Raw genomic sequence first — 23,148 nt, 5'->3', positions numbered from 1 at the left:
TTACAATTTCTTTAAAAAATCTACATATTTTTTGCAAATTTATAAAAAATAATTTAACAAAAAAAATTATAACAAAGATTAACAATAATTAACACATATGACAAAAATCATTAAAATATTCTGATTATTTACTCCCTGATTTTACAGAATCTGTTTTTATTTGCGTTTGCTCAGCCGTTTGTTTTTTATCTTTTTTCTTCTTTTTGAATATAGAATTAAAACTCTTAGACCAAACAATCCCCGCTCCGTAAGCCTGATTTGCAGTTCCGTTCGATCCGGCTCCGTTCACCATTCCGATATTGGAAGGCTTGGAATACCCTCTTAATAAGAGACTTCCGTCATTTTTCTTAGAAATATCATATTCTATCGTTCCTTCTCCGGAAAGATAATTAACGTCTGTATTTTCGGTTTTTGTTAACGGAATTCCCAATCCTGTTTTTACTTTTACTCTTGGTGAAAGTGCAAAACTTACACCAGCATTCGCTCTGTCTCCAATGTTGGAATACTGGTCTCCTTTTACATAATTCAGGTCGATCTGGAACTCGCTGCTCATGGCATTTAACACAGAACCCAATTGTTTCAGCAATAAATTATATCCCTGCGTCTGCGCAACATCTCCCACATTTACATTCACTCCTCCAGTCTCAGAAACATTGAAGGTACTCAACAACAATACAGACCCGAACTGAAGTACTTTTTCACCTTCCTGACTCATCTTCGCTGCCAAAGTTTCTTTAATCTGACTGGAAACATCCAAAGCGGTTACATTAAGATCTATTTTAGGATCAATAAGCGATTGGGTAATATTTGCCTGAAGCAGAATACTGATCGGCTGAAGACTTCCCATATTAAGATATTCTCCGGCATTGGAAACCACTCTTGTATAATTTGCTGTAATATCTAAAGCAGGTTTCATTGCATCTCCGTCCCATCGGATGCTGCTTCCCTTCTCGATCTGGAAGGTTTTATTAAGAATAGCTTTAGAAACAAAAGTTCCGTTGTCTACTTTATAGGCTCCGTTCATGGCAATATTTCCCTGTCGGCTCATCTGGAAACGAAGTTTTTCCGCTGCTCCTTTTACCATGATATTTCCTACATCGTCGCCAATTAAAACATTTACGGTAGTTCCCTTATCAACATCCAGAGCAAAATCAAGATTCATATTGGCTCCGGATTTTTTCTTTTCGTCTAAAGTTACCAATCCGTCTTTTCCTTCTTTCAGAAATCTCAGCATTTTAAATTCCTCAACATTGGAAGTGGAACCTGAATTGAATGTAAAAGTACTTCCGTTTAAGGCTTTCATATTCGGTGTAGAAATACTCAAACCGGAAACAGGTCCGTCAACGTAAAGATCGCCCTGCCCGTAAACTCTTCCCCAGAACAAATCCAGATCTTTCTGGGTAGTATTCAGCATAAGTAAATTATCGGCTCTCATCACGAGGTTGACTCCCATCGAAGAGAGTGTCTCAAACTGAATCGCACCGGAAATATTTCCCTTCGAATTCGTCCTTCCGTCATGAACCTCAACGCTGTTAAGAATCGCCAAACCTTTGGTTAAGGGAATTACAGTATCATCAAAAGAATAATCGACTCCAGTAAACAAAAGTTTCAGTCCGAATCCTTTAAGCGCAATATCGCCGCTGTAATCCAGATTGCTGAATTTTCCTGAAATTTTAAGATCTCCGGTTGCTTTTCCTCTCAGATTTCCAAAAACCGAGGTTACAAACTGCTGGGCAAAAGCTACATCAAAATCACGCATTTCTGCAGTAAGATCAATGGTTGGAGAAGCAGTATTATTGTTCACCGTTCCGGTTACGTGAAGGCTGTTGTTTCCGATAATTCCTGCGGAATTTACTTTTACATCGACGTCGTAGACATTCAGAGAATAACTGTTGGTTGCAGAAATTATAATATCCCCCATATCATTTCCGTTCATCATGATATCATCAATCGTCATATCCACCAAAGGCTGCAGCGTGTTTTTATCCATTTTAATTTTCACACTTCCGTTTGCAAGACCTTTAATGTTCATAGAGTTTCCTCCGCCCTGCATATCCAGCAGTTTTTCGATGGCAAAATTATCTACTTCCGCATCTACATAAAAATCCTTTGCAGATTTAAACTGGGCATCTTTAATAAACAATGCACTGTTGTCTGAAAAAATCCTGAGATTCTGAATATCAAAATCGCCCTCTTTTTTACGGTAGGTAATGGAATGATTGAGTTCCGGACTGGTATCTATTGCCCACGTTACGTCATTAAACTTCACCTCAGTAGGCTCGAACCTGAACACAAAATCTCCTCCTGCGTTGGTTGACTGGTTAACGTTGATGGCATATTCTTTAAGATTATCATCCAGCTCATCTTCCGGACTTCCGTGCTTAAATTTCGTTGCCAGATGAAGAATGGTATTGTTCTCGTTCCTTCCGCTTAAGGTAATATCTTTAAGAACATTTTTATTGTACAGAACCCTGTTGATTTTAGCATAAATCTGCTCATTGAGATTTGCCGTATTAATTCTTACCATAACGCTGTCTACCATCGCGCTGTCTCTGGTAATATTATCCCTTTCGTTGATTTTATAATCAGGATTTGCAGCAGCCAGAGCTTTGTCCGCTTCTGTGATCTCCTGAGTTTTCGTCATGATATATTTCAGTGAAGCCGCATCTACATTCAGAATCAGGTTATTGGAATTTCCGTCGTACTGCCCTTCTACTTTTGCACCCTGCGGAATTTTAAGATCCGGTAAAAAATAGCTTACCAAACCTTGCTGCACATCAAAATTCATGGCAAAAGTCTGTCCTCTGTACATTTTTCTCGGTGCAGGACCCACAAGAATTTTATTGAGTCCGTTTTCTACCATTCCGGCAAGATCTCCTAAATTATATCTTCCTGAGATTTTTCCGTTAACAGCTCCCGGAGCATCCACGTCAATCACACGTCCTCCGTTTTCAACAAAAGTCTTCACTTTTGCATTCGGAATGGAATATTTTTGAGTTGCCGTTGCAAAATTAATTCCGCTGGCTTCCACATCCAGTGTTAAATCGTTGATGGATGACATTGCCATTTTACCATTTACCTTACCGCTTACAATCTGGTTTCCGGGTTTATTGGTAAAGTAATTCATATTCAGATAATTAACATCAGCATTTACATTCATCGAAATTCTTGAAGTGCTGAAATCAATTAATCCTTTTATGGTTGCTTTTGCCTGTTCATCATTCACAGTGATGAGTCCGTTGTATTTTTTATGATCCAATAATCCGTCGAGATACAGATTATTGATCTCCTTATTCATAATTTCAATGCTCGAAATCTGTGATTTCGTCGTCAGTTTCATCGTATTCACATCGAAACTCTGTCCGTTGATATTGAACTTCCCAGAAATTAATCCTACCGATTTGTTTTTTGTAATCACGGAAGTATTAAGATCCTTCACTTCAGCTATTCCGGCATATTTCGGCATCGGAGAGCTGTATTCCGTTAAAGAAAAATTCGTGATTTTTGCCTGCCCGATTCCCGTCATCAGATTTCCGTTGGAAACGTAGACACGGTTCGGATTTACACTTGCAGTTCCGTTGTATTTTAATTTTCCGAAATCATCCGCAAAGTTTTTCATTTTTTTAGCGACAAATGAAGGCATCATCGCTTTCAGATCCTTATACGTAAAATCTGCTGAAAGATCATTGGTTTCGATTAAAAAATTACCTTTCAGCAGTTTATTCACCTTCATTTTTTTGGTGGCAATATTCACATCAGGATTTCGGATGAGAAAATTATCCAGCTTAAAATCATTCAACGGACCTGTCATTTTCCCTGAAACATTGAAAGGTTTAAAGTTATCCCAGTTCGTTACAAAATAACTGATATCGTAACCGCTTAACTGGCTTCCCAATTTTAGGTTCATGTCCCATTTTACTTTGTCTGCAAAATCTGCCCACGAACCGTCATCATGAAGGTTGAATTTAATATCTCCCTGTAAAAGCGAGTGATCCGTGTTTAAAGTAAGATCTTTCAGAAAAAGATATTCCGGCGTCATGGAGAGCTCCGTTGAAAAAGTATCCACAAAATGAGATTTCCCCCATCTTGTTGTGGTGAAAGACATATTATTGATTGATCCTGAAATATTTCTTCCGTTTACTTTTACATTCGGGGCAATCAGATTAAAGTTGGTTGCGGTTAACCATTTTCCTTTTTCACCCGGAGAATTCAGATTAACGATGGAAACTTTAGAATCCAGAATCTGCAATCGGGAATCGAGCTGAAACGGAGGTTTATTGGGATCTCTTTTTTTACCGCTGTCGAATAGTTGTGTAAAACGGATAAAGTTTGAAATGCTGTCGCCTTTGTACGTAATCACTTTTACATCCGCATTTTTTAAAGTAAGGGAATTGAAGCTTAAAGAATTGTTTTTAGTAATATTGGAGGCTAAAGAAAGCCAGTTGGAATTGGCAATAAATTCTTTGGACTGGATAAAATCATATCCTTTATAATCTTTGATTTTTAAACCTTTGATTTTTACATTTCCGAAAAAATTAACCTCAACACTTTCTGTTGACATCTGTGCTTTAAAGTCGCGATTAACAATTTGTAACGCCTGATCTGCCGCCCATTGTTTTGTGGAAGGAAGATTAATAATTACAAAAATGGCTGCCACCAAAGCCAAGCCAAGCCAGAAGAGAATCAGTAAAAGTTTTGCCCACCAGGAATAACTCGTAACGTCTTTTACCGCCTGTTTTCCAAATTCTTCAGCCGTCTCAATGGGATGATTAATTGCATCTGAAGCAAGTTCAGACGCTTCCTTAACTGTTTCTTTTACAACACCTTCCGCATTCTCAACAGCTTTCTGTACCTGATTACCTAAGTTACCAGCTACTGATTTTTTGTTCTCATTCTCGTTATTATTCTCTAACTTTGCCATTATTATGAGCGACTCTATAATTTTAGGTATTGAATCGTCCTGCGACGATACATCAGCAGCTATCATCAAGGGAAATTCTATTCTTTCGAATATTGCAGCGAATCAGGCGATCCATAAAGAATATGGCGGTGTGGTTCCTGAGCTGGCTTCGCGTGCGCATCAGCAAAATATTATCCCCGTTGTTGAAAAATCCTTAACAAAAGCAAATATACAACAAAATGCAATTTCTGCGATAGGATTTACACGCGGACCGGGACTTTTAGGTTCTCTTCTTGTGGGAACGTCATTTGCTAAGTCTTTGGCAATGAGTTTGGATGTTCCGCTTATTGAGGTAAACCATCTCCAGGCGCACATTTTAGCCCATTTCATCGAGGATGCAAATCCTGTGCCGCCAAAGTTCCCTTTTTTATGTCTTACCGTGAGCGGCGGACACACGATGATTGTTCTGGTGAAAGATTATTTCGACATGGAAATTATCGGGAAAACCATTGATGACGCCGCAGGAGAAGCATTTGATAAAATCGGGAAAATATTTGATCTCGATTATCCGGCAGGTCCAATTATCGACAGACTGGCTAAAGAAGGAAATCCGGATGCTTTTACCTTCAATAAACCTAAACTGGAAAATTACGATTATTCGTTCAGCGGAATTAAGACTTCGGTGCTGTATTTTATTCAGAAAGAGGTAAAAAAAGATCCTGATTTCATTAAAAATAATATGAATGATCTTTGTGCTTCGGTACAGAAAACGATTATTGAAATTCTGATGAACAAACTGGAAAAGGCAGCAAAAGATTTAAACATCAACGAGGTTGCGATTGCAGGAGGAGTTTCGGCAAATTCGGCTTTGAGGACAGCGATGCAGGACAATCATGAAAAACTGGGCTGGAATATTTACATCCCTAAATTTGAATATACTACGGATAACGCGGCGATGATTGCGATGGTTGCTCAGTTAAAATTTGAGCGTGGAGAATTTACTGATCTGAGAACTTCAGCAACCGCAAAATACGATTTATGAAAATACTGTTAGAGGAAAAAATACTCGGCAAACATTCTAAGAAGAATTCAAAATATTACTGGATCTTAGAAACGGTAACGGGTAAAAATGAAGCATCAGAGGATTTCGCTGATTATTTTCCGGCAAGTTCAGAAACGGGATATGTTCAGAATATTAAGGAAGAAATTATCGAACAGATCAATGCAGAAAATGTTTTCAGTTTTGAATATGAGCCGAAAGAAGGAGATTATTTATCCATCAAAAATAATTTAAGAAAAAACGAATATCTGAACTTGATTTTCATGAACAATAAATGGATTGAGGAAATTTACACCTGTTCCTACAGAGATTGTGAAGGCGATATTTATACAACGATAAAAACAGGAGTAGCATTTTTAAGCGAAAATGAAACTTATTTTTGATAATCAATTAGAAAATTCAGGCAGATTTTAAATATTTAAATATGAAACTTTTTTACGGAGAAATTGAAGGAAATGCGGTAACGATTAACGATGAAGAACAACAACACATTGTAAAAGTTCTTCGGATGAAAAATGATGAAGCCATTCATGTAACGGATGGAAAAGGAAATCTTGCCTCCGGAAAACTGATGATTGAAGGCAAAAAAGCCCATATTGAAGTGGATGAAATTAAAAACAATCTTCCTGATTTCAGTCCGAAACTTCATATTGCGATTGCTCCGACGAAAAATATTGACCGGATTGAATTCTTCGTTGAAAAAGCAGTGGAGATGGGAATTTCAGAAATTACTTTTCTCCAAACGGAAAAAACAGAGCGTAAAAATATCAATCTCGATAAAATAAGAAAACAGGCAATTGCCGCATCCAAACAGAGTTTAAGATTTCATTTTCCTATAATTAATGATGTAACGAAAATTCAGGATTTTCTTAAAAATATTGATCCTGAACATACGTTTGTTGCGCATTGCCATGAGAATTTAGAAAGAACGGAACTCAATAAGATTCCCAAACTTAAAAACATTACTTTTCTAATTGGTCCTGAAGGCGATTTTTCTGAAAGAGAGATTTCTTTTTTAGCTGAAAATAATATCAAAGCAGTTTCTTTGGGAAATCAGAGACTGAGAACAGAGACCGCCGGAATTTTTGTTGCCGCGTGGAATTATAACCAGATGATTTAAATTAATTGATATCAACAATATCTTCCGAATAAGAAGTACGAATTAATTTACTATTTTTCCATTCATAAGTCGACCAAAATTCTCCAACTCCGGAAACCCTGTGATATGATTCTATTTTTTTGCTCTTTGGATCAAAAATCGGATTGTAGATTTCATTAAGCATTTTTTCAGGAATAAATTTTCCTTTCTTGTTAATCCATCCATTTAATATAAACCAATTCATTCCGACTTCCTTTGATATTGTAAGATCATTGATTCCGTCAAAATTTACATCTTGAAACCTAAAATCCATTTCTTCCACATTCCGAAATTCCCAATTTGAAACAGCTTTAAGGTTTTGTATTCTTTTTCCTTGATAAACTTTTAGTTTGTAATAATCAATTCTTCCCTGTTTTACAATGTAGAAAATTTCTGCAGAAATATCTTTATCTTTAATAATCTGAGAGTATTTTCCGTCTTTAGGCTCTTCATACTCTACTTCTTTCTGTTTTAAATTTTCAATTTTAGAACTGTCAATGTTTACCGCAACAGAATCAATAGCCATAATCGTTGAATCTTTCTTTGAAGTAGAATTTTGATCTTTCTGCGAACAAGAAAAAATCAATAATAAGAGCATTATGACAATGGAGAATTTCATCTTTTAAAATTCAAGACCATTATCTTTTAAATATTTATCAAAAATCTGCTGTCCGCTTCTTATGGAGTTTACTGCCCAACGGATTTTCATCCTCAGGAGTTTTTCTTCATTCAGTTTATAATCGATATCAGATTTTAATAATTTCTGCTTCAGTTCATACAGACAAATAGAAGCTGCTACGGAAACATTAAAACTTCGGGTAAAACCATACATCGGAATTGCCAGCGTTTCGTCGGCAAAATCCAGAATTTCCTGAGAAACTCCTTCCATTTCCGTCCCGAAAACCAAAGCAATGGGTTCTGTAATTTCGTATTCGGGAAGCATTTTGGCATTATTTTCCAGCGATACTGCAACAATTTTATAGCCTCTGTCTTTTATATTCTGGAAAGATTCCATGCTTCTGGGCATTTTTTCCACTTCCACCCATGTATCTGCGCCTTTTGTAACGCGAAGATTGGGTTCAAAACTGTATTCTTCCTGCAAAGCCACTACTTTATGAAAACCGCACGCTTCCACAGAACGTACAATTGCGGCTGCATTCCTGAACTGATAGACATCTTCCACCACCGGAAGAATAAAATCTGAACTTTCCGGTGCAAAATGCTCGATCTTCTGTAATCTTTCTTCCGTTAAAAACTGCTTTAAATACTCAAAAGTTTGCTGTAAATCTTTCATTCATTTTCAAATCTTTGCAAATTAACGTAAATTTGAGGAATCCTGCGAATGGAGGATAAAAATCTAAGAAAAGTCCTGTATGAAAAGAAAAGTCCTGTTGATATACACCGGTGGAACGATCGGTATGGAGAAAGATTATGAAAGCGGAAGCCTTCGTGCGTTTGATTTCGGAAATATTTTTGAAAAAATGCCCGAAATGAAGCTGATGGAATGCGAAGTTTTTGTACATCCTTTTGAAAAACCGTTGGATTCTTCGGACATGGGACCTGAAGAATGGAAAATTATCGCTCATTATATTCAGAAAAATTATCATCAGTTTGACGGATTTTTAATTCTGCATGGCACAGACACGATGTCTTACACCGCTTCTGCATTGAGTTTTATGCTGAAAGGATTGAAAAAACCCGTTATTTTAACGGGTTCACAGCTACCGATCGGGGATTTACGGACCGATGCGAAAGAAAATCTTCTCACGAGTCTGTATTATGCAAGTCTGTATGAAAATGACGAAGCGGTTATTCAGGAAGTGGCGATTTATTTTGAATATAAACTTTTGAGAGGAAACCGTACCCTGAAATATTCTGCGGAGTATTTTGATGCCTATGCAAGTCCGAACTACCCTATTCTCGGACAATCTGGAGTTCATCTGAATATTATTAAGGATAATCTTCTTCGGGATCATTCTGCTGGAGAATTTCACGTTGACGATCATATTTCGGAAGATATTATTTTCTGGAGAATTTTTCCGGGCATGAACCTGAATCACTTCAAAGAAATTCCAAAAATGAAGGTTCTTATTCTTCAGGTTTTTGGTTCGGGAACCATTTTCAGCAGCGAAAAAACGGTGGAAACTTTGCAGCAGATCCGAGATAACGGAACTGAAATCGTGGTGGTTAGTCAGTGTATTTCAGGAGGAATATCGTTCGGAAAATACGAAAACAGCAATATTTTCTCAAGAATCGGAGCCATCAGCGGAAAAGATATGACCGCTGAAAGTGCAATTACCAAAGCGATGCACTTAATTGACAATCCCAACTACACCGGAAGCTTTGCAGACAACTTCTCCCAAAGCCTTTGTGGAGAAATTTCCGGATAAATTTGCATTTTGAGTTTGCAGATTCCGGAAAATAGTCTATTTTTGCAATCTCAAATACAAAGAGAGGTGTCCGAGTGGTTGAAGGAGCTACCCTGGAAAGGTAGTATACGGGTAACTGTATCGAGGGTTCGAATCCCTTCCTCTCTGCAAATAAAAGTCTTAGGTTTTACTTAAGACTTTTTTGTTTATAGTTTGATGATTGACCATCACAAATCTAAAATAATTTAATCAATATTCTTTCTAAATCATTTTTACTTTATTGTATAATTGCAACTTAATCAGAAACAATTTTAAAAGGCTTAAAATTTTCATTTGGAAACATTTTCTTTGATCTATCGTTTACACTATCAATTGTTTTTTGATCTAAATCAATTTTTAAAATTTCACCATTCTTTCTGAGAATTCCGGATTTAAAATCAGTTTTAATATCTTTTGATAAGTTGCTTAAAATATTTGCTGTAACTATAAATTCAATTTTTGCAGCCCGATCGGTTTTAGCATCAAATTTGTAGTGTTCTTTTTGTAATTCTACATTATTTGTTGAAGGAAACGTTATAGTATATTCCATATCTGCAGTATATTTATCACCACAGGAAATCATTGTAAAAATATATAAAAGCTTTTTCATAGTTTAGTTTTTTTTCAAATATAGGAAAAAGAAAAAATCAAATTTTACGTGAAATCATAAAAAAATCCCAGTTTTTCAACCGGGATTTTCTGTTTGAAAAAGTACCAACTAATTTCAAACTACAATTTAGCTATATGAATGTTTTGGTGTTTTGGTTAATTGCACATCGTTAAAAACTGATGGCTCATCTGTACTTTGAATCTCGCGTCTGATTTCAGCTTAGAATAGATCATGCTTTCAAAAGCCTGTACTTCTTTTAATTTCTGATCAATATATTCTGCGATCTGAACAACGGAAAAGAGAAAATCTCTGTATACCGCAATATTCACCGTTTGTCCGTGAACCGGAAGATAGGCTTTCAGAAAAGGAATTGTCGCCTGATGCTGGTTGTAGTTTACACAGTATCCCGCTCCTTCACGCGAAGTGATGATCTCAAAATCGTTGATAAAATCCAGCACGCTTTTATCTTCTTTATTACTATTTTTCGACAAGTATCTGTTGATTTTATCCAAAATATGCTGTGCATATTCCATCATCGTAACGGTTTTCCATTCGAACTGATGATTGATTTTTTTCAAATTTTTGGCAGGCTTTCCGTTTTCACAGGTTGTGCAGAAAGAAATCCCGATTTTGTCGTAATAAGGAAAAAAGCAGTCTTTGATCTGTATGGAAGCATCTGCCTGAAGTCTGTCGTTGGCAAAGTTGTAATACAGATAAGGGCTGTACAGATCCGAAAGTGCTTTCAGATAGTCGGTTTCGCTTGTATTCTTATATTCCTCAAACCATTTTTCAAGGTTGTCGTAATAGGTGTTTTCAAACTCTTTAAAACTTAGATATAATGGCAGTTCCATAGCTTCGTAATTTTGATAAGACAAAGCTATTGCGGTAATGCGACAAAACTCGACGTGTTATTTTTTAGTTTTGAAATTTTTTTGAATTGATGATTTTGGATTGATGTAATAAACTGAATACGATCTAAAATACTTCCACTGATTCGCGCTCAGGAAAACATTGCAAATGCCAATTGCCTGAAATTTAATTGTAAAATTTATCATTCATCATTCATCATTTATCATTTATCATAATTCGTCATAATAAATTCAAAATAATGAATCATCTTCATATAATTTTCGACACTGAGATATTCATTGGTGCTGTGAATGCTCTGTTGCTCAAAATTATTGATTTTAACAGGCATAAATCTGTAAATGTTTTTACTTACCATCTGATATTTGTAGGCATCCGTTCCGCCCAGTGTAAGATACGGCGTTACAATAGCTGCCGGATAAAGCTGTTTTACTCCTTGTTCAATTAGCTGATACGCTTTTGTATTGCTTGATGAAACTGCAGAAGCTTCTCTGGTATTGTCAATTTCTTCCACTTCCACCTCAAAACCTTCGGTTGCTTTGGCAATATGTGCTTTTACATCTTTTATGGTATTTCCGGGAAGCAGCCTGAAATTAACCACAAATTCAACTTCGGGAGAAAGTACGTTGGTTCCGTCACTTCCTTTCATCATGGTAAGTGCCGTTGTCGTACGAACTAAAGCATTGGTAGAATTATTTTTGGTAAGCTGAGAAAGAAGAAGCGGTTTCAAAAGCCATTGATTGGAGATTGCCATTCTGCTCGGGAAAGACATGGAACTTCCTATATTATCAAAAAACTGTTGGATTAAAGGGGTAATTACCGGTTTCATCTGATCGTCTTCCAGTCGCTGCATAATAACGGCGGCTTTTCCGATCGCACTTTCCATGGGCGGTGTTGACGAATGTCCGCCTAAACCTTTCACTTTTATTTTGGCAGAAAGAAAACCTTTTTCGGCACAGCCGATTACCGCTACATCCGAATCGATTCCAGAAATGCTTCCTTTTTCTAAAATTAACCCGCCTTCATCATAAACAGCATCAAACTGTATGTTTTTTTTCTTAAAATAAGAGGCAATCTGTGTTGCTCCCTTCTTCCCTCCTACTTCTTCATCGAATCCGAAAGCCAGATAGATATCGCGTTTCGGCGTATGTTTATTTTTAATTACATTATTCATGGATTCCATCAGAGAAAAAAGCATTCCTTTCATGTCAATTGCTCCGCGTCCGTAAATTCTTCCATTGGCAACGGCTCCTGAAAACGGAGCAAAATCCCAGTCTTCAGCAACTTTTGTAATGGCTGGAAAAGGTTTATCATTGGGTCTGAAAACATTTTCTGCTGTATTTTTCACCTCCGCATCTCCGGGAGGAACCACATCAATATGAGACAGAAACATAATGGGCGCGAGACCTGGATTGCTTCCTCTAAACCTGAAAACCAGACCATAAGTATTCACCTCAACATATTCTGTATTTTTATAAACTTCTGGATATGCTTTTTTCAGATATTCTTTAAATGTTACAAAAGGGGAATAATCGAAATCCCCTAATTCTCCGGTGGAAACTGTTGGGATCTTTAATCCGTCGGAAAAACGTTTAACAACCGAATCGTTCTTTACAAATTTCCATCCTCCGGAATCTGCCTGATCTGTTTTTTTGAAAGGATAGGTGAATGTTCTGATTAAAACAAAAGCAATGAGAATAATGATAATACTCAAAAAGACTAAAAGAAACTTCTTCATGATTATTAATTTTATATAAATATAATGAAGATTTTACTTCTAAAATAGCGTTTCAGTTTAAAACTTTCAGTTTTTTCAGGTACATATCATAAAAGATTTTGCGGCGGCCTTTTTTGTAAAGCATAAAATACGTAACATTTTTATTTTTTACGATTGAGTCTCCGGTATCAATTAAAATGATGATATTAAGATCTTCTAAATAGATTTTTTTATCATCGCTTGTTTTTATGAGATGACAATGACTCATATAATCATATTTATCATACACTACAATTCCATTGAAATGCTATTCAAAATATTTGTATATAGAAAAATTGGGATCTAAGATTTGTTTTAAAATACCAAAACAGAAAACTGCCCCAAAGAATCCCAGTACAATTTCAGTAAAATTTTGTTTCAGGAATTTTATAAAAACAATGCATTAATCTTCTCTGTTGTTTTCAAGCTCTTCCTTTCTCTTTTTAATAAAATCTGTAGGGCGAATTCCGTTGATTTCGTAAAAAAGATCTGAAAAATTCTGTCGGGAAGCGATTCCGCATTCTTTTGCAAGGGTTTCGATGCTGTATTTTAAGTATTTTTTATCCTCAAAAAGCAGATTGGTGATGTAATTGATTCTGAGTTCACTTAAATATTTATTGAAATTCGCTTTTTTATATTCGTTAATCACCTGTGAGAGATAGTTTGAATTAGTACCCAGTTGGGCGGCTAATTTACTAATTGTTAATCCTTTTTGTGTAAACCCTTTTTTATCTTCAAACGTTTTAAGCTTTTTCAGAAGTTCTTCTACCTTATTTTCTGTAATCGTCAGTTTCTTTTCTTCGATCTGCGGAACAAGTTCTTTGGTTTCGTCCATTTCTTCTTTCTGATGGTTTGCCGTGAACTTCTCTTCAACTAAAATATACTTTTTCTGAATTTCTTTGGATTTTTTATGCCTTCTCGTCAGCAGAACAACCAAACCGATTGCCCAGATAATTAACACAATGATAATAATAGTCCCGAGATAATTTATTTTCTGAAGTTTATTTTTTTCGTCCAGTAAAGTATCGGTATCGTAATCTTTATGAATTTTCGGGGACAGATAAATAAAATCTCTAGACATAATACTGTCTGCCCGAAGCAACTGGCTTGTGTAATAGAGCTGGTTCTTCTCGTTTTTCTCTTTTTTGGAATAATCGATCAGGATTTCATAATTTTCCCTCAGTTCCGGAAGGATAAACTGATGTTTCTGAAAAATGGAATCAATCTTTTTAAAATAAATAATAGATTGTTTGGTCTTTTTAAGATCGGAATAAGTTTTCCCGATGTAGAAATAACTTACCGAAAGCCTTGCAAAATCACGGCTTTCTCTGATCACGGGCAGAGACTGATTAAAGTCTTCTAACGCTTCCTTGAATTGATTTCTCTTGTATTCTGAAATACCCTTCGACAAAAGGAAATATCCTTTTTCCAGAGCATATTCCGAATTATCTCCTATCTCCGTAAGTCCTGTCTGTATAGCAGCATCCACTTCTTCTTGTTTCCCAAGATGCCTGTTGCAGATAATAAGCTGGTGAAGACTGTTGAGATAGCCTTTCTTATTGTTATAAATTTCATTAGGATGAAGCTTGGTGATTGATTTCGCCTTTTCCCTGTAATAGACAAGGCATTTCGTAAAGACCTGTGAAGCATCTTCGTAATAGCCGAGATAGCTTTTCACCACTCCGATATGATACAGATTCTGATATTTCAGATATTGATTTCTTGTATTTCTTGAATATTTATAAGCTTCAAGATATTCATTAAGAGCAAGTTGAAATTTTTTATAGTGGTAATAATAAATAACGCCTTTATCAATATGGGCAACAATTTTAAGATCATCCTCATTCGTCTGATTGGCTGCCCAGATCATGCTGTCTGCATACTTCAGCTTATTTTCGTTTAAGGAAGAAAAAAATACAGCATCTTTATATCCCTGAACCAGCTTTCCGTAATTCTTTTCCTTTTTCGCCAAATTGATGTATGGCTTTATAAAAGGAAATGCCTTCATATCATTTTCCGGAAAATCTTCATATTTCAGCCTGAGTTTATAATAATCGCTGTACCCTTCCTGCGAAAAGACTAAATTAAAAATTCCGACAAAAAGAATAAAAAATAATTTTTTTTTCACCCTGTTAAATAATCCTATGTGTAAACTCCGTCAAAAGTACAGAAAATAGATCATTTTTTATCAAAGAATATGGAATTAAAATGTGGTATAGAATTATTTCTACTTTACAAATATATCAATTGAAAATCAAACAATTAAACAATAAAAATCAAAACATCAAGCTGTCTTAATTTATGAATAATGACCGCATTTGTTTTTTTATTTCACCATAACGTTATAATTTCGAAACCGGAAATCAAAACAACAGACAAAAATTATTTAAAGCCGTTTTATAATCATTGAATAGAAAAGAAGCCCTAAAAAAGCACATGCAGATAAATTTTGAAAAGCTAATAAAAACATGATTCTATTCATAAATCTCACCACCTTCCTTAACAGGAGAAATTACTTTTTTGGAAGGCTGGTTTTTTAAAATTTAATTTTCAAAAAAGCTAATAACCATTTTTTTTAAAAAGATAATAACCGTGAAGAAATAAATTAGTCCTGTATCCTACAGGTAAATTGGGAAGGAGGTTCTGAAATATGAACCTTTTTATTAAAGTTTTCAGTTTTAATCGAAAAGAGACTGTTCCTTACGGGCAGCCTCTTTTCTTTTTAAAACATTAAGATTTACAAATCACTTCCAGCCTCCGCCTAAGCTCTTGTAAATATCAACAACTGTACTCAGCTGTTTTTGTTTAGCTTCCACCAGTTCCATTTTGGCATCCAAAGCGTCTCTCTGGTTCAGAAGAACTTCCAGATAATCGGCTCTTGAATTTTTAAACAACTGATTCGCTATATCTATTGATTTTTCCAAAGCCTGTGTTTCTTCAGACTTCAGTTTATAATACTGATCGATGTTTTTCACCTTAGACATTAAATTGGCAACATCCAGATACGCATTCAGAATGGTTTTATCATATTCGTACAACGCCTGAATCTGTCTTGCATCCGCTGTCTGAAAGTTCGCTTTAATGGCACTTTTATTAATCAGCGGACCCGCTAGTTCACCCACCAGACTTGCTGCCATAGATTCCGGCAATTTAACCAGATAAGATGGTTTAAAAGCTTCCAGTCCTAACGTTGCAGAAATTTCAAGGCTTGGATAAAACTCTTTTCTGGCTGCTTCCACATCCAGTTTTGATGATTTTAATTCAAGCTCAGCCTGTTTGATGTCGGGACGGTTTGCCAGTAACTGTGACGGAATTCCCGTATAAACCGTCTGAGGAATCATCGACATGAAATCTCCTTTTGATCTTACAATTGGTTGAGGAAATCGTCCGCAAAGCGCATTGATTTCGTTTTCTTTTTCAGTAATTTCCTGACGGATGGTAAATTCCGAAGCTTTAGATTTTGCCAGTTCCGCCTCGAATTTTTTTACCGCCAGTTCCGTGGCTGCTGCAGCTTCTTTCTGGATTTTTGAGATCTCCAAAGCTCTCTGCTGCAACTTCGTGTACTGCTGAATGATATCCAACTGATTATCCAGAGCCAATAATTCATAATAATTATCAGCAACTTCCTCAATTAAATTCGAAAGAACGAAATTCTTCCCTTCCACGGTAGAAAGATAATGTGCTACTGCAGATTCTTTCTCCGTTCTCAGCTTTTTCCAGATATCCACTTCCCAGTTTGCCATCAGTCCGCCCTCAAAATTTCCAAGCGGATCCGGCATTTCTTTTCCGGGTTCTATTTCTGTGGTGGCATCACCTGCTCCTTCGCTGGTGTAACGCCCTGCTTTTTTAACTCCTGCACCGATTCCTGCGGAAACAGTAGGTGTTAATCTTCCTTTTTTCGCCAAGACACCGCTTTTTGCAATCTCAATTTCCTGCAAAGTAATCATTAACTCCTGATTATTTTTTAAAGCAGTTTCTATTAAGGCTACTAAATTAGGATCTGTAAAAAACTGTCTCCAAGGGGTTGTTCCGCTGTTATTATTGGCATCACCCTGATCCTGCTGATTAAAATTCTGAGGAATATTTTCTTTCACCTCATCTTTTACCACAGTCGCCATGGGCGCCTTACAGCCTGCTAAAACAAGCGATAAGGCAATGGCAGCTATATATCTTTTATTATAAATCTTCATGTTTGTCGTCGTGTTGGTACGGTTCTGTTTGTTCTGTTAAAGGATTTTCCTCTTCATATTTTGCCAGTTTCGATTTTTCTGCGATTGTTCCGAAGATGTAATACAATCCAGGGATAATCATCAGTCCGAAAATAGTTCCGATCAGCATTCCTCCTGCTGCAGCGGTACCGATGGTACGGTTACCGATTGCTCCCGGTCCCGTTGCCAGAACCAATGGAATTAAACCTGCGATGAATGCAAATGAGGTCATCAGAATCGGGCGGAAACGAATCGCGGCTCCTTCGATGGCTGCCTGCGCTACAGGAATTCCCTCTTCCGCTTTTTTCTGTACGGCAAATTCTACAATCAGTACGGCATTTTTACCCAAAAGACCAATCAGCATCACCATTGCCACCTGAGCGTAAATATTGTTTTCCAATCCTAATAATTTCAGACATAAGAAAGCTCCGAAAATACCTGTCGGTAACGATAAAATTACCGGTAACGGAAGAATGAAACTTTCGTACTGTGCGGAAAGAATCAGATAAACAAATCCTAAACACACTAAGAAAATGAAAATCGCTTCGTTTCCACGGCTTACTTCATCTTTAGAAATACCTGCCCAATCGATCCCAAAACCTCTCGGAAGGGTTTTATCCGCAACTTCTTTAATGGCTGCAATCGCCTGTCCGGAACTGTACCCCGGAGCAGGAGTACCACTCACCTCGGCAGAATTGTACATATTATGTCTGGTAATCTCGGAAAGACCGTACACTTTTTCCAGATGCATAAAATCTGAATACGGAACCATTTGCTCCTTATCATTTTTCACATACAATTTCAAAAGATCACTCGGTAGCGCACGATATTGAGGGCCCGCCTGAACGATTACTTTATAAGGTCTGTCGAAACGGATGAAACTGGTTTCATAGTTGGAACCGATTAATGTGGATAAATTATCCATTGCATTTTCAATCGTCACTCCTTTTTGCTCGGCAAGATCATTATCCACTCTCAACATATACTGAGGGAAACTCGCGGAATAGAACGTAAACGCAGAACCCAGTTCCGGACGTTTTTTCAGTTCTCTTACGAAGTCATTACTTACCTTTTCCATTTTTTGATAATCTCCGCTTCCCGCTTTATCGAGCAGACGAAGCTCGAAACCACCTGCAGCACCGTAGCCCGGAATGGAAGGCGGCTGGAAGAATTCTATATTTGCACCGGGAATATTCTTCGCTTTTTCTTCAAGCTTTTCTATGATTTCCGCGGCAGATTCTTTACGGTCTTCCCAGCTTTTAAGATTGATAAGACAAGTACCGGAGTTGGAACCCGTACCTTCCGTAAGGATTTCGTAACCCGCCAGTGAAGAAACAGACTGTACTCCATCGATATCTTCAGATTCTCTTAATAATTCTTTGGCAATCTGGTTGGTTCTTTCCAGTGTAGAACCCGGAGGAGTCTGAATAATCGCATAAATCATCCCCTGATCTTCCGCAGGAATAAATCCTGAAGGCAATGAATTGCTTAAAAAGAATGTACATGCACAGAAAGCTAATAGTAATGGTAAAGTGATTGTTTTTTTCTTCACCGTTTTGTTTAGCATTCCTTCATATTTGTTCGCTCCTTTTGTAAATAATCCGTTGAATTTATCAAGGAAAATAGTAATCGGAGTTCTTCTTTTGGCTTTTCCGTGGTTATTTTTTAAAATTAAAGCACATAAAGCCGGCGTTAATGTTAAAGCTACAACCCCTGAAAGAATAATTGCAGAAGCCATAGTGATGGAAAACTGACGGTAGAAAACTCCAACCGGACCGGACATGAAGGCAATCGGAATGAATACGGATGCCATTACCAGAGTAATTGCGATAATTGCCCCGCTGATTTCGTGCATTGCTTCTTCAGTCGCTTTTAGCGGAGATAAATGCTTCTCCTCCATCTTGGCGTGAACGGCTTCAATTACCACAATCGCATCATCTACCACGACCCCGATCGCCATAACAAGCGCAAATAACGAGATCATATTTAAGGTAATTCCGAAGGCGGACATGACTGCGAAAGTACCTACTAATGATACCGGAACTGCCAAAGCAGGAATTAAGGTTGAACGCCAGTCTCCCAAGAATAGGAATACCACGATTGCCACCAAAATAAAGGCTTCAAAAAGCGTATGAACTACTTTTTCAATAGAAGCATCAAGGAATTTTGATACGTCATAACTGATGTCGTAATGCATTCCTTTCGGGAAAGTGGTTTTCTGCAATTCTTCCATCAAAGATTTTACATTCTTGATAACGTCACTTGCGTTGGAACCATACGATTGTTTTACCGTGATTGCCGCAGAAGGCTTTCCGTTTAAGGTAGAATAAATATCATACATGGACGAACCGAATTCTATATCGGCAACATCTTTTAATCTGATGAATTCGCCATCGGGTTTAGCTTTAAGGATAATATTTCCGTAATCTTTTTCATTATTAAAACGACCCGGATATTTTAAAATATATTCAAAGGACTGCGATCTTTTTCCGGAACTTTCACCTGTTTTACCCGGAGAAGCTTCTAAACTCTGCTGATTCAGGGATTCCATTACTTCATCTGCGGAAATGCTGTATGCCGTTAATCTATCCGGTTTCAGCCAGATACGCATCGCATATTCTCTTGTTCCCAAGATATCTGCGAAACCGACCCCGCTTACTCTTCTCAATTCAGACATTACATTGATGTCTGCATAGTTGAAAAGGAATTTCTGGTCAGCTTTCGGATCATCACTGTACAGGTTAATGTACATCAGCATATTGGGTTCTTCACGGGTAATTTTCACCCCTTCACGAACAACCAATGGCGGGAGTTTATTAACCACCGAAGAAACACGGTTCTGTACGTTTACTGCTGCTACATTCGGATCGGTTCCCAAATCGAAAACCACCTGAATGGAAGCTTCCCCGTCGTTTCCGGCATCAGAAGTCATATATTTCATTCCGGGAACCCCATTCAGACCTCTTTCCAATGGAATAACAACGGATTTAATCAACAATTCATTGTTGGCTCCGGGATAATCCGCCGTAATGTTTACTTTGGGTGGAGAAATAGACGGAAACTGGGTAACCGGTAATTTTACAAGGGATAAAACTCCCATAAATACGATAATCAAAGAGATTACGATAGACAGAACAGGTCTGCGAATAAATTTCTTAAACATAAAATAATGATGAATTATTAATGATGAATGATAAATGATGATTATGAAGTTTTTGCATAATCACGATCACGTATCGATTATCGTATTCTACTCTGCTTTTAATTTTAATGACTGAAGAACTTTTTTCGGATCCTGAACTTTTGTCTGAACTTTCTGATCGTCTTTTACTTTCTGAACGCCTTCCAGTAAGATTTTATCTCCGGTTGAAAGCCCTGAAGCAACTACGTATACATCAGGAAGCTCATAAGCGATCTTTATATTTTTAGATTTTGCCACTCCGTTCTTGTCTACCACGAAAACATATTTCTGATCCTGAATTTCGTAGGTAGCTTTCTGAGGAATGATTAAAGCATTTTTCAATGGTAACGTCATTCTTACTTTTCCCGTTTCTCCGTTTCTCAGAAGTTTATCCGGATTGGGGAATTTAGCTCTGAAAGCGATATTTCCTGTCTCACTGTCAAATTCCCCTTCAATGGTCTGAACCTGTCCTTTCTGCGGAAAAACATCTCCGTTTGCCATGACGAGATCTACCATATTGCTTCCTCTTGAAGCTACATTTCTCTGATAGTTAAGATATTCCGGCTCCGAAACATTGAAGTAGGTATAAATATCGTTGTTATCAGAAAGGGAGGTTAATAAATCCCCTTCATCTACCAGACTTCCCAGTTTCAAAGGAATTCTGTCGATAATTCCTGAAAACGGAGCTTTAATATCTGTAAAAGACAGGTGAATCTGTGCCAGTTTCGCTTCAGCATTGGCTGCATCCAGCTTAGCTTTCGCCATTGCTCTTTCGTTTTTGGAAACGATGTTGTTGTTGGCTAATGTACTTGCATTTTTCAGCTCAATTGTTGCCTGAGCAACTTCTGCCTGAGCTTTCAGTAATTCTGCCTGATATAATTTCGGCATAATTCTGAATAAGGTTTGTCCCTGACGAACAAACTGTCCCTCATCTACAAAGATTTTCTCAAGAAAACCTTTTTCCTGTGCACGAACTTCGATGTTCTTTACAGATCTGATCTGCGCCACATATTCTTTATCAATCACAGTATCCATCACAACGGGTGAGGTTACCGGATAAACAGCGGCTTCTTCTTTTTCTTCTTTTTTCTTGTTACAACCTGTGAACAATAAAATACTGCTTAGCGCAATGCTTGCGACAACTCTTTTAATCATAATTCTAGAGTTTATGTAAATCGTTAATGTTTTAAATATGAAAATGGCAATAAGAGGATCGACGGAATAATTGATTGCCGGCAATTACAACGCAGGATTTTCCCACCGAATAGCTAATCGGCAGAAAACGGGTTCGAAAATGTGGATTTTAAATTCTGATAGAACGAATCAGAATGAATTTTTTAACAGAAGAATATTCTGATATACAGCTATGGATCGCTGATTTTAGTCTTTTGAAACTTTTTAAACCAAAAATATAGACCAAGGTGAAAACACTGGCGAAAGCCACCATTGCCTGAAAGGTATCGGACAACTGGAAATCGTCTTCGGCAAGTTCGAGCGTATATGCATTGCTTACATCATCCGAAGCCTGTTGCATAGAAAGCTTTTCGCAGGTCTGGTTTAAACGGTTTGCTTTTTTGGGTAAATTCTGAGAAGTATGAGTGTAATCGTTTCGTAAAGTTTTGACATTGATCTTGCTTTCTACTACAAAAAGCAGAAAAAGAGTGGTCAAAAAATATACGATATAGTTTCTCATGATTTCAAGGCACAAATGTAGACTTTAGTTTCATTAAGTTTCAAGACAATTGTGTGACAACTTGTTTACATTAACAATATTTAACACTTCTTTAAATTCGCTGAATTTGTTTAATTATAGTAAAGCACACCTATCTTAAAAGGAATAAAAAAATTGATTACCAAATAATTAACATTATAAAAAATTTTATCTATTATTTGTGAAGTTCTTTAATACGATTTCTACGTCATACAAACCGCTCACAACTATGTTAAATTATTGTAAAATTCCCATATTATTGACAAAAACAAAATATAATAACATTTATATTAAATTATTCATCATAATAAAAGAATATTTATTACTTTTACTACAAAATACCACCGAAAACTCTTATCTTTTTTTATCTTATTAAAAACTGACATTAATATTATAACATGAAAAACAAAATCTTTATTTCAGGCTTCCTTCTTGCTTCTGTTTTTTCTTTTGCGCAAGTTGGCATTAATACAACATCTCCCGATGCTTCTGCAGTTTTAGATGTGAATTCAACGAACAAAGGGATTCTCGGTCCCAGAATAAGTCTTACTTCTGCTACCATGCAGCTTGGATCAGCTCCTAATGCCGCTGGACTTTTAATTTATAATACGGGACCAACGATTACTCCCGGATATTATTTCTGGAATGGATCTGAATGGAGGGTTTTCAATACTTCATCTTCGGAAAGTGGCTCGACACAGTCTCTTGCCAGTGTAGAAAGTATTGCCGTAATGGGACCGCTTGTTGCAACGTCGGATAACGGAAGAGCCGGATATGCTCTTTCCATCACGACACCGGACGGAAGATTTTCGGTAAGAACATTTATTCCTACAAATACAAATTTCTCGCAGGTAAATCTGCAAATAAGAAACAACACTACCGGAGTAGTGGAAATTATCTCCAACGGACATTATCTTTGGGGAGGAGCAGGTGGCTATCAGCAAAACCAGCTAAGACTTCCTGTGGGGGCATGGGCAGGAGATAATGCGACTTCAAGCGCGTCTCTTATTGACGCTACCACAGGAGCAAGGATACAAACCGCATCTACCAATCCTTATTGGGGAGATCCTGAAACCTATGCCGGAGGTATGCCGGAACAGCGTTTGTACTCGTGGACCACGAACGACGGAGCCGACAAAACATTTTATAAAATGTATTATATGATGGGTTCTTCTACTCCCGGAAATGCAGGAAACGCAACAAACTGTCCGTCCGGAACGTGTAGTACAACCAAAGCATTTTTCACTATCGATCAGATTAAAGCGCCATAGGATTCTAAAAACACATTATTTTGATTTTGAGAGAGACG

At 37.0% G+C, this 23,148-nt stretch carries 17 protein-coding genes and 1 tRNA gene; 6 read left to right on the top strand and 12 right to left on the bottom strand.

Going from position 1 to position 23,148, the window contains the following annotated elements; all coding sequences use genetic code 11:
• Positions 1-124: 124 nt before the first annotated feature.
• Positions 125-4,921 carry a translocation/assembly module TamB gene (locus PFY09_RS18000; protein ID WP_271160602.1) on the bottom strand — a complete coding sequence of 1,599 codons (4,797 nt, stop codon included), beginning with the start codon at positions 4,919-4,921 and terminating at the stop codon, positions 125-127.
• Between the two features lie 4 nt (positions 4,922-4,925).
• Here PFY09_RS18000 and tsaD point away from each other — a divergent pair, with 4 nt between their 5' ends.
• The 3 genes from tsaD to PFY09_RS17985 are packed head-to-tail and all read left to right on the top strand — an operon-like array spanning position 4,926 to position 7,080.
• On the top strand, positions 4,926-5,942 hold the full coding sequence (gene tsaD, locus PFY09_RS17995; protein ID WP_076392624.1) for a tRNA (adenosine(37)-N6)-threonylcarbamoyltransferase complex transferase subunit TsaD: 1,017 nt from the start codon (positions 4,926-4,928) through the stop codon (positions 5,940-5,942).
• Complete coding sequence (locus PFY09_RS17990) at positions 5,939-6,343, top strand: hypothetical protein (protein ID WP_076392626.1); 405 nt, start codon at positions 5,939-5,941, stop codon at positions 6,341-6,343. The genes tsaD and PFY09_RS17990 overlap by 4 nt, the downstream gene beginning before the upstream one ends.
• Positions 6,344-6,384: 41 nt before the next feature.
• Entirely contained in the window at positions 6,385-7,080 is a 696-nt protein-coding gene (locus PFY09_RS17985) for an RsmE family RNA methyltransferase (protein WP_271160601.1), read from the top strand.
• Position 7,081: 1 nt separating this feature from the next.
• Here the strand turns inward: PFY09_RS17985 and PFY09_RS17980 are convergent, their stop codons facing one another.
• Together PFY09_RS17980 and PFY09_RS17975 are read right to left on the bottom strand one after the other, a co-directional pair.
• Positions 7,082-7,717 (bottom strand): XAC2610-related protein, encoded by a 636-nt coding sequence (locus tag PFY09_RS17980; protein WP_271160600.1) that lies wholly within the window; start codon positions 7,715-7,717, stop codon positions 7,082-7,084.
• A gap of 3 nt (positions 7,718-7,720) precedes the next feature.
• Positions 7,721-8,392 carry a TrmH family RNA methyltransferase gene (locus PFY09_RS17975; RefSeq protein WP_271160599.1) on the bottom strand — a complete coding sequence of 224 codons (672 nt, stop codon included), beginning with the start codon at positions 8,390-8,392 and terminating at the stop codon, positions 7,721-7,723.
• Positions 8,393-8,471: 79 nt separating this feature from the next.
• Here PFY09_RS17975 and PFY09_RS17970 point away from each other — a divergent pair, with 79 nt between their 5' ends.
• Positions 8,472-9,488 (top strand): asparaginase, encoded by a 1,017-nt coding sequence (locus PFY09_RS17970; protein WP_271160598.1) that lies wholly within the window; start codon positions 8,472-8,474, stop codon positions 9,486-9,488.
• Positions 9,489-9,548: 60 nt separating this feature from the next.
• Positions 9,549-9,635 (top strand) — tRNA-Ser (locus tag PFY09_RS17965).
• A gap of 127 nt (positions 9,636-9,762) precedes the next feature.
• Here the strand turns inward: PFY09_RS17965 and PFY09_RS17960 are convergent.
• From PFY09_RS17960 to PFY09_RS17920, 9 genes are all read right to left on the bottom strand, one after another.
• Positions 9,763-10,116, bottom strand: coding sequence for a hypothetical protein (locus PFY09_RS17960; protein ID WP_256039895.1), 354 nt, complete (start codon positions 10,114-10,116; stop codon positions 9,763-9,765).
• A 155-nt stretch (positions 10,117-10,271) separates the two neighbouring features.
• Positions 10,272-10,967: a hypothetical protein gene (locus PFY09_RS17955; protein WP_271160597.1), complete on the bottom strand. Its 696-nt coding sequence runs from the start codon at positions 10,965-10,967 to the stop codon at positions 10,272-10,274.
• A gap of 221 nt (positions 10,968-11,188) precedes the next feature.
• Positions 11,189-12,721, bottom strand: coding sequence for a M20/M25/M40 family metallo-hydrolase (locus tag PFY09_RS17950; protein WP_271160596.1), 1,533 nt, complete (start codon positions 12,719-12,721; stop codon positions 11,189-11,191).
• A gap of 52 nt (positions 12,722-12,773) precedes the next feature.
• Positions 12,774-12,968, bottom strand: a complete 195-nt coding sequence (locus PFY09_RS17945) for a hypothetical protein (RefSeq protein ID WP_271160595.1) — start codon at positions 12,966-12,968, stop codon at positions 12,774-12,776.
• A gap of 174 nt (positions 12,969-13,142) precedes the next feature.
• Positions 13,143-14,867, bottom strand: coding sequence for a helix-turn-helix domain-containing protein (locus PFY09_RS17940; protein WP_271160594.1), 1,725 nt, complete (start codon positions 14,865-14,867; stop codon positions 13,143-13,145).
• A 616-nt stretch (positions 14,868-15,483) separates the two neighbouring features.
• On the bottom strand, positions 15,484-16,929 hold the full coding sequence (locus PFY09_RS17935; protein WP_271160593.1) for a TolC family protein: 1,446 nt from the start codon (positions 16,927-16,929) through the stop codon (positions 15,484-15,486).
• Positions 16,916-20,110: an efflux RND transporter permease subunit gene (locus PFY09_RS17930; RefSeq protein WP_076392652.1), complete on the bottom strand. Its 3,195-nt coding sequence runs from the start codon at positions 20,108-20,110 to the stop codon at positions 16,916-16,918. The genes PFY09_RS17935 and PFY09_RS17930 overlap by 14 nt, the downstream gene beginning before the upstream one ends.
• A gap of 87 nt (positions 20,111-20,197) precedes the next feature.
• Positions 20,198-21,283, bottom strand: a complete 1,086-nt coding sequence (locus PFY09_RS17925; protein ID WP_185117468.1) for an efflux RND transporter periplasmic adaptor subunit — start codon at positions 21,281-21,283, stop codon at positions 20,198-20,200.
• A 148-nt stretch (positions 21,284-21,431) separates the two neighbouring features.
• Complete coding sequence (locus tag PFY09_RS17920) at positions 21,432-21,821, bottom strand: hypothetical protein (RefSeq protein WP_271160592.1); 390 nt, start codon at positions 21,819-21,821, stop codon at positions 21,432-21,434.
• 416 nt (positions 21,822-22,237) lie between these two features.
• On the opposite strand from PFY09_RS17920, the gene PFY09_RS17915 reads away from it, so the two are divergent.
• A complete protein-coding gene (locus PFY09_RS17915; protein WP_271160591.1) occupies positions 22,238-23,110 on the top strand; it encodes a hypothetical protein in 873 nt (290 codons plus the stop codon).
• Positions 23,111-23,148 lie beyond the last annotated feature (38 nt).

This window comes from Chryseobacterium gambrini (genome assembly GCF_027920505.1).
Lineage (GTDB): Bacteria > Bacteroidota > Bacteroidia > Flavobacteriales > Weeksellaceae > Chryseobacterium > Chryseobacterium gambrini.
The sequence above is the reverse complement of the archived record's forward strand: the minus strand, read 5'-3'. Positions and strand labels throughout refer to the sequence as shown.